The 16,472-nt window shown below is 36.6% G+C and carries 15 protein-coding genes and 1 riboswitch; of the genes, 14 read left to right on the top strand and 1 reads right to left on the bottom strand.

Going from position 1 to position 16,472, the window contains the following annotated elements:
* The first annotated feature begins 46 nt into the window (after window positions 1-46).
* The 6 genes from AEA09_RS16375 to AEA09_RS16405 all read left to right on the top strand — a co-directional run bounded on the left by AEA09_RS16375 (window position 47) and on the right by AEA09_RS16405 (window position 6,975).
* A complete protein-coding gene (locus AEA09_RS16375) occupies window positions 47-832 on the top strand; it encodes a PhzF family phenazine biosynthesis protein (RefSeq protein ID WP_053585028.1) in 786 nt (261 codons plus the stop codon).
* A gap of 86 nt (window positions 833-918) precedes the next feature.
* Entirely contained in the window at window positions 919-1,314 is a 396-nt protein-coding gene (locus AEA09_RS16380) for a hypothetical protein (protein WP_053585029.1), read from the top strand.
* A 512-nt stretch (window positions 1,315-1,826) separates the two neighbouring features.
* The gene (locus tag AEA09_RS16390; protein WP_053585031.1) at window positions 1,827-2,012 is read left to right on the top strand and encodes a DUF7660 family protein; all 186 of its coding nucleotides are present in this window, start codon (window positions 1,827-1,829) and stop codon (window positions 2,010-2,012) included.
* Window positions 2,013-2,477: 465 nt separating this feature from the next.
* A riboswitch (purine riboswitch) is annotated at window positions 2,478-2,579 on the top strand.
* Between the two features lie 136 nt (window positions 2,580-2,715).
* On the top strand, window positions 2,716-3,300 hold the full coding sequence (locus AEA09_RS16395; RefSeq protein WP_053585032.1) for a xanthine phosphoribosyltransferase: 585 nt from the start codon (window positions 2,716-2,718) through the stop codon (window positions 3,298-3,300).
* Entirely contained in the window at window positions 3,300-4,592 is a 1,293-nt protein-coding gene (locus AEA09_RS16400) for a nucleobase:cation symporter-2 family protein (protein WP_053585033.1), read from the top strand. Before AEA09_RS16395 ends, AEA09_RS16400 begins: the two co-directional genes overlap by 1 nt.
* A 382-nt stretch (window positions 4,593-4,974) precedes the next feature.
* On the top strand, window positions 4,975-6,975 hold the full coding sequence (locus AEA09_RS16405; RefSeq protein WP_053585034.1) for an acyltransferase family protein: 2,001 nt from the start codon (window positions 4,975-4,977) through the stop codon (window positions 6,973-6,975).
* Window positions 6,976-7,073: 98 nt separating this feature from the next.
* Here AEA09_RS16405 and AEA09_RS16410 read toward each other — a convergent pair whose 3' ends face one another.
* A complete protein-coding gene (locus tag AEA09_RS16410; RefSeq protein ID WP_053585035.1) occupies window positions 7,074-8,363 on the bottom strand; it encodes a DUF2252 domain-containing protein in 1,290 nt (429 codons plus the stop codon).
* Between the two features lie 195 nt (window positions 8,364-8,558).
* Here AEA09_RS16410 and AEA09_RS16415 point away from each other — a divergent pair, with 195 nt between their 5' ends.
* From AEA09_RS16415 to AEA09_RS16450, 8 genes are all read left to right on the top strand, one after another.
* A complete protein-coding gene (locus AEA09_RS16415; protein WP_053585036.1) occupies window positions 8,559-9,137 on the top strand; it encodes a YitT family protein in 579 nt (192 codons plus the stop codon).
* Between the two features lie 189 nt (window positions 9,138-9,326).
* Window positions 9,327-10,208 (top strand): EAL domain-containing protein, encoded by an 882-nt coding sequence (locus AEA09_RS16420; protein WP_053585037.1) that lies wholly within the window; start codon window positions 9,327-9,329, stop codon window positions 10,206-10,208.
* Window positions 10,186-11,118 carry a GGDEF domain-containing protein gene (locus AEA09_RS16425; RefSeq protein WP_053585449.1) on the top strand — a complete coding sequence of 311 codons (933 nt, stop codon included), beginning with the start codon at window positions 10,186-10,188 and terminating at the stop codon, window positions 11,116-11,118. The genes AEA09_RS16420 and AEA09_RS16425 overlap by 23 nt, the downstream gene beginning before the upstream one ends.
* A 209-nt stretch (window positions 11,119-11,327) precedes the next feature.
* Window positions 11,328-12,722: an L-cystine transporter gene (locus AEA09_RS16430; protein WP_053585038.1), complete on the top strand. Its 1,395-nt coding sequence runs from the start codon at window positions 11,328-11,330 to the stop codon at window positions 12,720-12,722.
* Between the two features lie 293 nt (window positions 12,723-13,015).
* A complete protein-coding gene (locus tag AEA09_RS16435; RefSeq protein ID WP_053585039.1) occupies window positions 13,016-13,792 on the top strand; it encodes an ABC transporter ATP-binding protein in 777 nt (258 codons plus the stop codon).
* A 16-nt stretch (window positions 13,793-13,808) separates the two neighbouring features.
* Window positions 13,809-14,801: an aliphatic sulfonate ABC transporter substrate-binding protein gene (locus AEA09_RS16440; RefSeq protein ID WP_053585040.1), complete on the top strand. Its 993-nt coding sequence runs from the start codon at window positions 13,809-13,811 to the stop codon at window positions 14,799-14,801.
* Window positions 14,802-14,819: 18 nt separating this feature from the next.
* Window positions 14,820-15,650: an ABC transporter permease gene (locus AEA09_RS16445; RefSeq protein ID WP_053585041.1), complete on the top strand. Its 831-nt coding sequence runs from the start codon at window positions 14,820-14,822 to the stop codon at window positions 15,648-15,650.
* A gap of 4 nt (window positions 15,651-15,654) precedes the next feature.
* Window positions 15,655-16,464, top strand: a complete 810-nt coding sequence (locus AEA09_RS16450) for an ABC transporter permease (RefSeq protein WP_053585042.1) — start codon at window positions 15,655-15,657, stop codon at window positions 16,462-16,464.
* The last annotated feature ends 8 nt before the right edge of the window (window positions 16,465-16,472 follow it).

Genomic DNA, 16,472 nt, shown 5'->3' on the forward strand with positions numbered 1-16,472 from the left:
AACTTTATTTATTATTAGGTTAAATAATTGAAAGTGGGAATTAAAGATGGAATTGTCGATTATAAATACATTTACAGAACAAGCCTTTAGAGGAAATCCAGCTGCAGTTTGCTTTTTAAGTGACGCAAAAGAAAGTAGTTGGATGCAGACAGTTGCAAAAGAGATTAACTTACCAACCACAGCATTTATCGGTTTCTTAAATGGTGAATATCATCTACGCTGGTTCACCCCTTCCACTGAAATACCAATTTGCGGACACGGAACACTGGCAAGTTCATACTTTTTGTGGGAAAAGGGATTTGTTGATAAAGAGAAGTCTATTACCTTTCATACAAAAAGTGGCGTTCTTAAAGCGCGTTTAATAGATGGTTGGGTTCAATTACAGTTTCCTGCAATTATTGAGGAGAACGTGGTTGCCCCTGAATTATTAATCAAAGCTTTAGGTGTTGAACCTGTATATGTAGGCAAGAGCAGACTCGATTACTTAGTTGAAGTGGAATCAGAAGAAATTGTAAGGGATTTGAAACCTAATATAGATTTAATTGCACAATTACCGGTCAGAGGGGTGATTGTTACCAGTCATTCTAACGAAAATAAATTCGACTTTGTTTCTCGTTTCTTTTCTCCAGCTCAAGGAATAATTGAGGATTATGTAAATGGTTCATCACATTGTTGTTTAGGCCCATATTGGAAGAATAAATTACATAAAACAGATTTTACAGCTTACCAGGCTTCAGAAAGAGGGGGAATTATAAAAGTCAAAGTTTTGGGTGACGAAATTTTCATTTCTGGTAAATCTATAACAATTTTTGAAGGGAAGCTAACCATATAATATTCATAGTCATTATTGAACGAACGAAGCAGTTTAGTGAATAAAGGTATTAGAGAAATTATGATAAAACTAATTGATTGAGGGGTGTGAATTCTGTCGGAAAATTAACTTTAGCAACTATATTTTTGGTAATCCTATTGTTGTTTGCATGCCAAGCAAATGACTTAATGTTTGTTGGAGAGGGTGAAAATTGGTCCTCCAAAGTAACTGTCAATCAGATTGACGGATACGAAACATATCAAATGCAGATAAACTACAAAGGGCAAAGCATACAGGATATTGAAGCTTTTAGTTACTATGTTGAAACAAAAAATAGCGGAGTAATTGGTTTTAGTGCGAATAATGTTTCTTTAAATAAAGAAGGAATATATCAAAAAGATTTACCGATTTCAAATAGTCCATCTACAAGTGGAAAAGATGAATTAGTAATAAAAGTTGAATGGAATGGAAATAGCGAAGATTTTACGTTAATAAACAAATAATTTTTACTACCGGGTGCTTTACTTCAAGAAGAGGTAAAGCCTTTTTTCTTATTGAACTAAAGACGCAGGTTAGTGCAAGAAGTAACGGTTTCTTATGGTGAAATTTATTTTAAATGAAGGTGAAAAGGAGAAACGATGAAAAGAACTTTTAATAAGTTAGATAAGATACAAATTGTTATTGCTAGCGTCGCATTACTACTAGCCATACTTGGGTTTGCTTATGATAATTTAACAGAAGTCGCATTCATTTTAATATTTATAAGTTTACTAGTAAATGAAGTACGAGATTTAAGAAAAGACAAGAAATCCATTTTTTTATATTTGAAAATAGTGATAAGGATACTAATAATTTTCCTTTTAATCTATATGATATTGAACTAACGGGGCTTTACTTGAAGATCAAAAAGCTGCTTAGACAGCTCTTTTTTCTTATTGTGCTAACGAGGCAGATTAGTGTAAGAAGGGAATACCTGGTCTTTTGAAGAAGGTTATTATAAAAAGGTGGTTTAAAGATGGAATTATATGAAAGAGTAGAAAATATAAAGAGTCGAGAAGATTTAATTAAATTCATTAATCACTTGAGAAAAGATTTACAATCTAATAGTGCTGAGTGGGAGAATATAACACTCGAGGATTACTTAGAAGCTATGGAAGCTTGGATTAATGATATGGATGGTTATTATTTAAATAATAACTAAATACCACCTGATCAACCAACTTGGAAAAATATCGCTGATATTCTAATTGCTTCGGGTATGTATGAATGATGTTCAACTAACCGGGGGCTTTAGTTAAAGATTCAGATTGCGAAATATAATAATACAGAGTTAATTTCTACGTATTTTTTTTGTAGATTAACTCTTTTTTTTGTTATCACTCAAGGTTTTATTTAGCAAAAATCTTTAAGAAAACAGCTTAAATTCAAAATAAGGGAATTATTTCATAGAAATTTCAGTTGTTATTACAATACCTTTTCATTTCCAAAAATAATGACTAGCAAGGTCGAAAAGAGTTTGCTATAATCAGACCATTGGTTATAAAACACGAACGTTCATGACTGAAAAGTACTGAAATACCATTAAATTCCGAAAAATTGGAATAATTGTATTATTAATATTCATATTGAATTCTGAAAAAACCATGTTTATAATAATGTCATTCTTATAACTCAATACTATTTCACTCATATAATAGCGAGGATATGGCTCGCGAGTATCTACCGATTTACCGAAAATGAATCGACTATGGGCGGCAATGTTTTAGATTACTTACTCATATGAGTTATTTTTCTAATGGCGTCAACGTTTTTTGCGCTGAACACTTTGCTCCACTCGTAGATGAATGGAATCAAAGTATTCAGCGCTTTTCTATACTATTAAACCGAAAGAAGGATTTAAGAAAATGAAGTTATTACATGACAAAATCATGCAAGAAGGTAAAGTATTATCTTCAACTGTTTTAAAAGTAGATTCGTTTTTAAATCACCAAATCGACCCACAGCTTATGAAAGAGATTGGCCACGAGTTTGCGAATCGCTTCTCTGACCAAGTTATTACAAAGGTACTAACAATCGAGTCTTCGGGTATCGCACCATCTGTTATGTTAGGTCTTGAAATTGGTGCTCCAGTTGTGTTTGCACGTAAACGTAAATCTCTTACATTATCAGATAATTTATATTCTTCAAAAGTACATTCCTTCACGAAAAATGAAACAAATGAAATCTCTGTATCTCATAGTTTCATAGGTCCAGACGATAATGTTCTAATTATAGATGATTTCTTAGCAAACGGTGAAGCGGTGAAAGGATTACTAGACATCGCAGCTCAAGCAGGTGCAAACGTTGTCGGTGTTGGCATCGTTATTGAAAAAGGCTTCCAAGATGGCGGCAAGCTATTACGCGAGCAAGGTATTCATGTTGAGTCATTAGCGATTGTAGAATCTCTAGAAGATGGAAAAGTAACATTTGCTGCGGAGGGCCGCGCATAATGAATAAAGTTAAAGCGACGACGTTAGCTGTTCAGCATTTACTTGCGATGTATGCAGGTGCCATTTTAGTACCACTGATTATCGGTGGTGCACTTGGCTTTGATTCGAAACAAATGACGTACTTAGTTGCGATCGACATTATGATGTGTGGGATTGCAACACTGGTACAAGTCTATTCTGGCAAGTTTATCGGTATTGGTTTACCCGTAGTTCTTGGTTGTACGTTCACAGCGGTTAGCCCGATTATTGCAATCGGTACAAACCCTGAGCAAGGCATTACAGATATTTATGGTTCGATTATTGCATCTGGCTTCATTGTTATGATTATTGCAGGTTTCTTCGGCAAGTTAGTAAAATTCTTCCCACCAGTTGTTACAGGTTCTGTTGTGTCAATTATCGGGATTTCTTTACTGCCGGTTGCACTAAATAATATGGCAGGTGGACAAGGTGCACCTGATTTTGCATCTGGCTCAAACGTCGCTTTAGCATTTATTACATTAGTCATTATTTTAGTCGTTTACCGTTTCTCTACAGGCTTCGTCCGTGCGATCTCGATTTTAATCGGTTTAGTAGCAGGTACTGTACTTGGTATGTTTATGGGTAAAGTAGATTTCACACCAGTTGATGAAGCAGGTTTGTTACATATGGTTCAACCATTCTACTTTGGTATGCCAACGTTTGACCTAACAGCAATTGTCACGATGACACTTGTGGCAATGGTGTCACTAGTTGAATCAACAGGTGTTTACTTTGCACTTAGTGATATTTGTGAGAAAAAATTAGATTCAAAAGATTTAGCACGTGGCTATCGTTCAGAAGGATTAGCTTCTGTTATTGGCGGTATTTTCAATGCGTTCCCTTACACAACGTTCTCACAGAATGTTGGGCTAACACGTATGTCAGGTGTAAAAGACCGCAAAATCATCTATATCACAGGTGGCTTACTTGTAGCACTAGGATTCTTACCGAAATTGGCAGCACTCACGACAATTATTCCAACATCAGTTTTAGGGGCGGCAATGCTTGCGATGTTTGGTATGGTGATTACGCAAGGGATGGGTATGTTAGTACCAGTTATGAATGAATCTGCTGAAAACGCAATGATTGCAGCAATTGCAGTCGGTCTAGGTGTAGGTGTATCAGTAGTTCCAGGTATTTTCGATTCACTTCCTCCAGAAGTTGCGATTCTAACATCAAACGGTATCGTTTGTGGTTCTGTCACAGCGATTATCCTAAACATCTTATTTAATATGATTGGTCCAAAACATAAAAAAGACCCGATGCATGGGTAAAATTAAATAACGTTTATCCTAATACCTTACGTATTATGATAGATAGAATGATGTCACCTTCTTTGTCTATTAATTTAGATGGAGGAGGTGACATTTTTTTATGTAAAAAAGGGTATTAAGTAAGGGAGAATGCAACAGGAAATTCATCTTCACTTGTTTTACAACAAACATATGAATATCTTTTATTCGGCTAAAAAGACGCATAAAGAGTGTTGGCAATTTTCTTTAATGATTAAAAATTACCTTTAACTCTAAGTTATGGTGATGAATAGATAAATACCCATTATTAAATATAGGTATTTTGATATATTATATAGAATAGTAAAATGCTTTTTTATTATAATTTCACTATATATATTAAATAATTGGAGTTGAATATCGAATGTTGGATTTAAAGATACCTGAAAAGCGGTATCGAACAGAAATAGAAGGCCTTCGTACAATTGCGACGCTTCTAATCGCTATATATCATATATGGCTAGGGAAAGTTTCAGGAGGTGTCGACGTCTTTTTCGTACTTTCTGGATTCTTAATTACGATGTCCTTAATTTCGAAAATAGAAAAGACTGGTAAAATATACTTTCGGGACTATTTGCTAGGTTTAGCTAAACGATTATTCCCACTAGCTTTAACTGTTATTATATTTATTACTGGGTTATCGATTTTACTTTTACCTCGAGTACAATGGGATCAAACTATTTCTCATATGTTTGCCTCTACATTATTTTTTGAAAACTGGCGTTTATCGCTTGATGCTGTTGACTATTTAGCACAAGATAATGTTGCTAGTCCGTTTCAACATTTTTGGTCAATGTCAGTACAAGGGCAATTTTATATCCTTTGGCCATGTTTAATTTTTGCGGCCTATATTTTAGCACGGAAAGTTTTAAAAACTCCGGTTCGTAAAACGCTTTTAGCAGTGTTGTTAATAGTGTTTATCCTATCGCTTAGTTATTCTATTTATATAACAAACTTAAATCAACCTTGGGCATATTTTGATTTATTAGCACGTATTTGGGAATTTAGTTTAGGGGGCATTTTTGCTATTCTATTGCCATATCTTTCATTAAACAAATGGCTAAGTACGTTTATTGGATGGGTAGGTCTACTAATCGTTTGCTTTACGGGTGTGATCATTCCGGTCTCAGATCTTTTCCCAGGCTACATAGCGTTACTACCCATTGGGGGAGCACTTTTATTACTCCTTTCGGCGGAATCTAGCACGCGCTTTGGGGTAGACAAGATACTGGGGGCAAAACCCTTTTTATTTTTAGGAAGATACACATATGGATTTTATTTATGGCATTGGCCATTATTAATCTTTTACAAAGTATATATGGATACAAGTACCGTTTCCATTGAACATGGTCTATTAATAATATTAGCGACATTTATTTTATCATACGTTTCAACAAAGTTTATTGAAACACCAATCCGAAAAATAGATGTCCGACAATCAAAATCGAAACTCGTTTCTGTATTATGCGTGATGTTGTTTCCTGTCTTATTGATGAACTATTCGTTTAACTATTATGTTGAACAAGAAAAAGCACAAAAACCTCTGGAATATAGTACACAAGATTATCCTGGTGCCTTAGCATTGCAACAAAATATCCAAGTAACTGAAGGAGTTGAATTAATTCCTTCAATGGTAAATGTAAAAACGGATCTGCCCTCATTTTATGACGATAAACAATGCTTTAGCAATAGGGGTGCGGTTATAACAAAATGCTCATTCGGTGTTACGGATGATCCAGACTATATAATTGCCCTAGTTGGCGGCTCTCACTCCGGTCATTGGTTCCCAGCTTTAGAGATATTAGCAGAAGAATTAAATTTCCAAGTTGATGTTTATATTCGTGATGGATGTCGTTTTACAAATGATGATTCTGGTGGTCAGGTAACACCAGAATGTTTAAGTTGGAATGAAAAGCTGATGGATGTCTTAATCAAAGATCCACCGGATATGGTATTTACAACGGCAACACTGAATAGGATGGATACTGTACCTATTGGATATATTGGACAATGGAGTAGGTTGGAAGGTATTACACAAATCTTTGCAGTACGAGACAATCCACGTATGGCTGAAGATGTCCCTACCTGCTTAGAGAGAGAAAGTGATCCTTCTGAATGTTCGATTCCGAAAGATCAAGGCATATCAGAAATTGTCCCTTGGGAAAATACTGAGGGAATCCCGTCAAATGTAACATTTGCCGACTTGTCAGATAATTTCTGTGACGATTCAAGATGTTATAGTGTAATCGGTAATATCATTGTGTATCGCGACAAGCACCATATTACAGCAGAGTACGCAAAAACATTAGCTCCCGCTTTAAGAGAACCACTTGAAGATGCGTTAAAGAGTTTAGATAAAAAGTAAAAAAATCCCCGAATGAGTAAGGAAAAACTCATTCGGGGATTTTATTATATTAATATGATTGGTCCAAAACATAAAAGAGACCTGATCCATGGCTATTTTTATTTGAATTTACCGTCTATCCATTCTTTAAAAAGCTCATAGTCGGAGTAAACAAGCTCTTTATAGCTCATTGCTTGTAAAATTGTACTTTCAATAAAGATATCTTGATGTTTACCGATTACATTTAATATTTCATCTTCACTATGGTAGGTAAAGACATCAGAATAATCGATATCTGCACGTGCATGGTTTTTAGCAGTGATTTGTCCCATAATCGATGTTGTGACAAAGTAGTCGTCCAGGTCCGCATAGTTTTTCGGCTTCACTCTTTTCTTATAGGGAGAACGCTCGCGAATATAAAATTCTTGTCCATCCATCGTGACATAGGCTAAATGCGGATCTTCTAAATGATGCATTGCCTTTTGTGTCCCGACAACACGTGCGCCCTGGTGTTCGTAATGGTTCCAAAATGTTTCGTTATACGGTAAGAAATACGCTGGAATTGCTGAGCGTACTTCTTTCATTTCTAGCACTAAATCTTCTACTCCAAGGGCATCAGTCTCTCCATCTACTAAAATATAATAGCGTTTTAAACCAATGGAAGCAGTACCAGAACCGTATTTAATGGCAATGTCTTTAATCGAGTAGTTTGTTAAAACATTTGAAATGGCTGCAAATTCTTCTTTGGATACAGGTTGTAGTTCCTCATCCCATAGGAAAACACGATTTCCTTCCTCATTAATCTGGGAAATGTCTTGTAAAAAATGTGTATGTTGCCGTTTTTCAAGCTTCTTTAACACTTTTTTAATCGGACCTTTTGTATTGTTTTTCGTAAACGTCAATGTAAGCGGATCATCTTGTTTGCGTTGGAATCGTTTTAACTGGTTGATATAGCCACGAAGGTAATGGTGGATAGCCATTTCTTGTGCCGATTTATTCAAGCCCTGCTCTTCGAGATACAGTGCAATACTGATACTCATGCGAAGTACATCGTATAAATAAGAGCCTACATAGCCTTCGTCAAAATCATTAATGTCATAAACGATTTCACCGGATTCATTTTGGAATGCACCGAAGTTGTCCATATGCATATCGCCTTGAATCCAAGTTGGTTTTTCATCATCGGTATGAAAAATAGAAGGTGCCTTTGTCATATCGTAATAAAATAAATACGCGCTTCCACGGAAAAAGCGGAAAGGGCTCTCAAGCATCTTGCTATATTTCTCTAAACGTTGCTCCTCGCTTAAACCCATACACTGTGTGTCAAACTCTTCAAAAGTTTTTTCAAGCTGATCTTGTCTTAAAAACATACGTGTGTGTTTGACACGTTCTAATAATATGCGTCCCATAAACTAACTTCCTTTCCGGCAAAAAGTATTATAACTGTATTATACTGTAAATTTAACTAGGCGTTTCGTTTATTTAATAACTAATAAATATAAAATTATGCATCGTTTTAACTAACCTTACAATTCACCGAATAACATGTTCGGTTCTGTGAATTCATAACATAGGTACATGTCCAGTTCTTTGAGGGGGAGTGTATGTTTTTTCTAAAGAAAGGCTTGGTTATCGTTGTAGGTAGTATCTTTATATCTTTAGGTATCAATCTATTCTTAACACCTCATGAAATATTAGATGGGGGCATTGTAGGGATAGCGTTAATTTTATATTATCTGTACAAATTAAAAATTGGACTAATGATTATTATTTTAAGCATTCCGGTTTTTATTATCGCTTGGTTTAAATACAGGGGATATTTCTACAATAGTTTACACGGATTAATTATTTCTTCCTTTATGATTGATTTTTTTAAGCCTCTTCGCTCCCTGATTCAAATTGAAGCTATATATAGCTCGATTTTAGGAGGAATATTTCTAGGTTTTGGTGTTGGATTGATGTTACGATTTAAGACGAGCACGGGTGGAACAGATTTAATTGCCCAATTTTTATCTGTTAAAACAGGCATAAATGTAGGAATATTTATTTTTGTTATTGATTCCACAGTTATTATAACAGGAGGACTTTTATTATCATCAAGTACACTCTTACTTTCAATTATTACAATTCTTGTAGTTGGTATTACAACTAGTGTTATTACTAGTAATGTTTTTCGGTCATAGCCTTTTTGGGAAAAATTATTGGATACCCAGCAAAAATGAGACTTCAAATAGTTGACACTTGAGAGAAGTGGAGCTATTTGAGGTCTTATTCATTCAAGAACGCACTCACCTCTTTTTACACCCACTTCATAGCACGTTAACAATTGAAGCGTACAATGAAGAATAATAACTAATTTAAGAGGTGTGAGGATGGAGTCCATTGTGAGACAAAGCGTAAAAACGAGTAGTCTTTTTACATACTTAAAACATTTATATCAACATCATCAGGAAAATACTTTATATGTAAAGCGTCTGAAGGTGTTGGAGAAAATTATACAGAACAAGGATTTACATACTTATTTTCAACCAATCGTGGATATTCAAACAATGGAAACACTGGGCTTTGAGGCATTAAATCGCCCGGAGATTTCGGATTTGTTTGGCACTGTAGATCATTTTTATGAATTTGTTGGGCAAACAGATAAGGTGTTTTTATTTGAGTGCTTTTGTCGTAACCTATCGCTACAACGTTTTAAAGGGCGACTATCTGGGGGGATGCTCCGTAAAGATTTCGTGCTGTTTCTCAATATTCACCCGAATGTTTTACTCGATAAAAGTTATCATAGTGGGGAAACGTTGCAGTTGTTAAAGGAATTAGATATTAAGCCACAGCAGGTGGTTTTTGAGCTGACGGAGAGAAGTGCTGTGATAGATTTTGTGGAGTTCGAGCGTGTTCTTTCGCATTATCGTTCACAAGGTTACCGAATCGCAGTGGACGATGTTGGTTCTGGCTATAATAGCTTAAAAACCCTCATTTATTTAAAGCCGGAATTTATCAAGCTCGATCGTTCATTGATTCAGTTTATAGACAAACACAGTGAACAGCAGCAGCTTGTCACATTACTTATGAAATACGCGGAGCAGGCTGGTACAAAAATGATTGCAGAGGGCATAGAACGAATAGAAGAACTAGACTATTTACAACAGATCGGTATTCATTACGCACAGGGGTATGCTTTAGGGAAGCCGGCGATGGACATACAATTAGGGGGAATACAGGTGAGTGGAGATGAAAATAGGGGAAGTCATTGAGAGTGTTCCTTGTATTGATGTATCTGTAAAAAATAAAGAGGTTGACCTTCTTTTTACGCAAAATCAAACACTTCGAGGTATTGTGGTCGTACAGGACAGCAAGCCGATTGGACAGATTACACGCACGCACTTCTACCAGAAAATCGGCACGCGCTATGGCTATAATTTATTTATGGGACGGCAAAGTCAGCTCGTTATTAAAAATAATCCACTCATGGTTGAGAGTAATGTTCCGATTACGGAGGTTAGTACTGCTTCTATGCAGCGACCAGCGGAAGATTTGTATGATGATGTGATTGTGACAAACAATGGATTTTTTCTGGGTGTTGTCAGTATTCGCAATCTGCTGTTAAAGCTTGTGGAGACACAGGTAGCCATTGCCAGTTTCCTAAATCCGTTAAGCTATTTACCTGGCAACAAATTAATAGATGATAAGCTAGGCGAGGCATTGCAACTTCCGAAATATAGCCTTGTTTATTTCGATTTAGATTATTTTAAAGCCTACAATGACACGTATGGTTTTAACAGGGGAGATAAAGTTCTGCTCTACTTAACAGATATATTGAAAAGAAATGTAGCCAGTGCGGAGGAATTTCTTGGACATATAGGAGGAGATGACTTCATTGCAATTCTTCCATACTATGAAGTAGAGCCAACTTGCCAAACAATTATCGACGAATTTGATGCTAAAATTACAGACTTTTATGAGCTAGAAGACTTAGTTGAATTACTGGTTCCTAATCGAGTGGGGGAGCTAGAGCCCTTTACCTGCACATCCATATCCATTGCTGTCATTACAAATGAATATCAGCAATTTGAAACAGTTGAACAGCTATCAGATGCTGTTGCTCGCCTAAAAAAGGAGTGTAAAAAAATCTCGGGAAGCTGTTATCTTATCAATGATAAATAAACTTGCATCGTTTACTAGATGATGCAAGTTTATTTTTATGTAAAGATTTGATAATAAATGAAATTGAAAGGTTCGAATTATGGATAGAATAGTTTTATGTGCATACCTATTACATTAAAAAACAATCTACATAAAACATACTTGATTAATAGGGATTAAGGGTATATAATTCGACTTACATAATATTAAACAACTTAGGGGGCAATGTATTGACAATTTTACAAGTCATTCTCAACGTAGCGGTTTTACTTGTGTTCGTTGGGATCTTATATACCATGAACAAAAAGCACGTGAAATTCTCAAATCGTGTGTTTGCAGGTTTAGGCTTTGGTATTGCACTGGGTCTAGCATTACAACTTATTTACGGAATCGATTCGGAAGTGTTAGCAGAATCAATGCCTTGGTATAACATCATTGGGACAGGATACGTTAAACTCCTACAAATGATTGCTATGCCACTTGTATTTATTTCGATTTTAATTGCCTTTACGAAAATGACAATCGGCAAAAACTTTGGGAAAATGGCCGCACTTATTTTAGCCATCTTAATCGGTACAACAGCTATTTCAGCTGCAGTTGGCATTTTCTCTGCTACAGTATTTGACCTTGATGCAACAGAAATTATGCAAGGTGATGCAGAGGCAGCTCGCGGTGAATATATCGAAGAAAAAACTACAGGTTTAGCAGCTCCAAACCTACCAACACAAATTATAGAGTTATTCCCGGCCAATCCATTCCTTGATTTAACGGGTGCACGGTCTACTTCAACAATTGCAGTTGTGATTTTCGCTGCATTTCTTGGTTTTTCATATTTACGTATCGCACGTAAAGATGAGACAACAGCAGCAACAATCAAAAAAGGATTAGATGCGATTTATGCACTAATTATGGGTGTTGTTACAATTGTATTACGCCTTACGCCATACGGAATTTTAGCGATTATGGCACGTACAGTAGCGACATCTGATTTCGGCGCGATTTACAATCTAGGGAAATTTGTACTTGCTTCGTATGTGGCATTGATAATTGTCTTTGCTATTCATTTATTAATTATTACATTAAGTGGTTTAAACCCTATTACGTATGTGAAAAAAGCTGCAGAAACTTTATTATTTGCTTTCACTTCTCGTTCAAGTGCGGGAACATTGCCACTAAATATTAAAACGCAAACTGGTCGCCTTGGTGTACCAGATGGAATTGCCAACTTCTCAGCTTCTTTCGGCATATCTATCGGGCAAAACGGCTGTGCGGGTGTTTATCCTGCAATGCTTGCGATTATGATTGCACCGACTGTAGGCATTAATCCGCTAGATCCAGTTTTCATCATTACAGTAATCGCTGTTGTAGCAATCAGTTCATTTGGAGTAGCTGGTGTAGGTGGCGGAGCAACATTCGCTGCGATTCTTGTCTTATCAGCTCTAGATTTACCAGTTGCACTTGCGGGTATTTTAATCTCTGTCGAACCATTAATCGACATGGGGCGTACAGCGCTTAATGTCAGTGGTTCAATGACCGCTGGTGTGGCAACAGCACGTGTTACAAAAGAATTAGATACAAAAGTTTACAACAATCAATCTGCAGGAGCACATGTTTCTGATCTATAATCTAATGAGCTATATTTCCTTGTTTCATGGAAGTGTAGCTTTTTATTTTTTAAAAACTTCTTTTTAAAAAAGATTGACTTTTTAGAAAATAATAAATACTATGTATATATGTTTACTAAGTTTTGAAAAAAAGAAGGTAGTGAATTTTTTTAGAATTAATCCTTAGTAAACTCATAGACTAAATATAAATAAGACTTTTCTTTTACGGAAAGCTGACTAGTAAAAACTAGAGGCCCTTAAGTATTCAATTACTTAAGGGTTTTATTTTGTTCAAATGTAAAGGAGGAAGGAATGTGAGTGAACGAGCACTAGTGATTGAACGATTGAATAAGATTTTCACAACGCCTAATGAGCGGGTTGTCGCATTACGAGAAATCGATCTTCAGGTGAAGCAAGGAGAATTTATTACTGTTATTGGACCTAGCGGCTGTGGGAAAAGCACATTGCTTAAAATTGTAGCGGGTCTTGACGTTGAGTATGACGGAAAAGTAGAGCTAAATGGTCAGCAGATTAAAGGGCCAAGTTTAGAAAAAGGCTTTATTTTTCAGGAACCACGACTATTTCCTTGGTTAACAGTTGAAAAAAACATTGCAGGTGACCAATCACTGAAAGATCCAAAAGTTCGTGGGAAAGTACATGAGCTAATTCGATTAGTAAAGCTTGAAGGGTTTGAAAAAGCGTATCCGAAAGAGCTATCTGGAGGAATGGCGCAACGTGTATCGATTGCGCGTGCCTTACTTCGAAAGCCTGATATTCTACTGTTAGATGAGCCATTTGGTGCACTAGATGCTTTTACTAGATCACACATGCAAGAAGTGTTGCTAAATATTTGGGAAACGAATAAAACGACGATGATTTTCGTGACACATGATTTAGATGAAGCGGTCTTTTTAGGGCAACGTGTAGTTATTATGAATCCAAGACCAGGTCATATTAAATCCGTATTACCAATTGAATTATCCTTCCCGCGTAAACGTTCATCTTTAGCTTTCCAGGAGATGCGTAGAACGGTATTAAATGAATTTGAAAAGGTTGAAGAAGAATCCTACACAGTGGGTGCAGGTATATAAAAGGGGCGAAATAGAGATGAAAAAAAATTGGAGATTATTTGCGTTATTAACAGCGCTTGTCGTGTTGATTGTTGGTTGTTCAAAAGGTGATGCAGCCTCGACGGATACTAAAAAATCAGAAGAACTAGTTGTCAAAATTGGTGTGCAAGGAAGTGGTGGTCTATTTGGTAAAGCACAAGAGGAGCAGCTATTTGAAAAAGCATTTGCTGAATATGGAGCAAAGGTAGAATGGGTAGAATTCCAAAGCGGTCCATCAATGACAGAAGCTATGGCATCAAATAATTTAGACTTTGCCGGACTAGGCAACATGCCAATCATTGCCGCGCAAGCAGCCAATATACCATTTACGGTCATTTCACAAGTACTTGAAGGTAAGAAAAACGTTGGTGTTGTGGTCAATTCATCGAGCGGTATTACGAGTTTACAAGACTTAGTAGGTAAAAAAGTGGCAGTAGGCAAAGGAACAAATGCTTACGACTTTTTATTCCGTGGGTTAGCGAAGGAGGGTATTGACCCTGAAAAGCTGGAAATTATTAATTTGAATCCAGACGAGGCGCAGGCGGCGTTTGACGCAAGTAGTGTAGATGCATGGGCAATTTGGGAACCTTACTTATCCATCAATACATTATCGGGGAAGGGCACAATTATTGCAGACGGTGAAAAACTTGATATTTTATCGCCATCATACCAAATTGTACGCACAGAATTTGCTAAGCAACATTCAGATGTAGTAGTAGCTTATTTAAAAACTTTAGATGAATTGCTGAAATGGGAGTTAGAAAACGAGGAAGAAGCTGTAAACCGATTTGCAACAGAACGTCAACTGCCAGTTGCATTAATGGAAGAGACACGCAAGCGTGCACGCAGCATTAGTATTCCTGTAAGTGAAGAAGTAATTGAAGAGCACCAAAAAACGGCAGATTTCCAATATGAAATTGGAACGATTCGAAAAGAAATTAATGTAAGTGACGTATTCGACAATCAATATATTGAAAAAGCGTTGAAGTAATTGAGAGGAGTGGATTCGATGGTATCGACAATTGAAAAAAATATTCAGGTAGCAACGCATAAGCGACAACCACTTATTTCACGCGTACAGCTTCGAAAGATAATGTTGGGAGCCATTTTACCAGTAGGGTTGTTAGTCATTTGGGAGTTCGCTGGACGGCAATCGTATTTAAATCCATTACTGTTGCCTATGCCATCTGAAATTTATCATGAATTCATTTACTTATTGCAGCACGGAGGTTTACTTGGGCATTTACAAGTGTCGACTGGGCGTGCACTCACGGGATTTTTAGTAGGAGGTGGACTTGGATTACTAGCCGGTATACTAGTAGGTTTTTCGTATAAGTCGGAAAAGATGCTTGATCCGTCCATACAAATGCTAAGGATGCTACCACATTTAGCAATTGCTCCATTGTTTATTTTATGGTTTGGCTTTGGAGAGACGTCGAAACTGTTATTAATTGCGAAAGGTTCGTTTTTTCCGCTCTATGTGAATACTTTTTTAGGGATTCGTTCAATGGATCGTAAATTATTTGAAGTAGCAAATGTATTGCAATTTAATAAATGGAATTTAGTGACGAAGCTCATTATTCCATCAGCGCTTCCGAATATCTTTTTAGGGATTCGCCTATCACTTGGAGTTGCGTGGCTTGGTTTGGTGGTCGCAGAAATGATGGGGTCAACAACAGGCATTGGTTTTTTAATTAATGATGCACGTGCAATGGCAATGATTTCGACTGTGTTTGTCGGCATAATAATTTTTGCTGTACTTGGTAAATTGTCTGATTCACTTGTGCTATTCATCGAACGTAAATGCTTACGTTGGCAGCAGAATTTTAGAGGAGGTTGAGGCGTTGACAGTGGAAATCAGTGAAAAATTATCCGAACCGCAAAAGAAAAAAATAAACTGGCTAAATGTAACGTATCCATGGATCGTGCCTATAGTCATTGTGATTGCATGGCAGTTAGTAGGGAGTCTAGGTTTTGTAGAAGAGCATATTTTACCGACACCATCAAAAATCCTGACGACGTTTGGCACACTGCTCGGTAATGGAGAACTCTTTTACCATTTAACGGTGAGTGGGCAACGTGTACTTCTTGGATTTGCTCTTGGCGTGGGAGTAGGGGTTTTGCTTGGCGTCATGACAGGTTTTAGTCGCTTAGCACAAGAGGTGATCGATCCAAGTTTACAAATGCTACGGACAGTACCACTACTTGCATTAATTCCATTATTTATTTTGTGGTTTGGTGTAGGTGAATTTGGCAAGGTGTTTATGATTTCAATCGGTGCATTTTTCCCAGTGTATGTGAACTTCTTTTTAGGCATCCGCTTAGTCGATCAAAAGCTAATAGAAGTTTCCGAGATTTTGCAATTTTCATTTTGGGGAAAATTAACGAAGGTCATTATCCCTTCAGCGCTCCCAAATATTTTACTCGGCATCCGTTTAGCACTAGGTACTTCCTGGCTTGTACTGGTTGTTGGTGAAATGATGGGTACGAGTGCTGGGATTGGTTATATGATACAAGATGCACGTGCGTATGCTCAAACAGACATCGTATTCGTTGGACTTGTGATGTTTGCATTGTTAGGAAAATGTTCAGATTCACTCGTCTATGCGATTGAACGCAAAAGCTTAAAATGGCGAGATACTTTTAAAGGATGAGAGGGATA

Source organism: Lysinibacillus contaminans (genome assembly GCF_001278945.1).
Lineage (GTDB): Bacteria > Bacillota > Bacilli > Bacillales_A > Planococcaceae > Lysinibacillus > Lysinibacillus contaminans.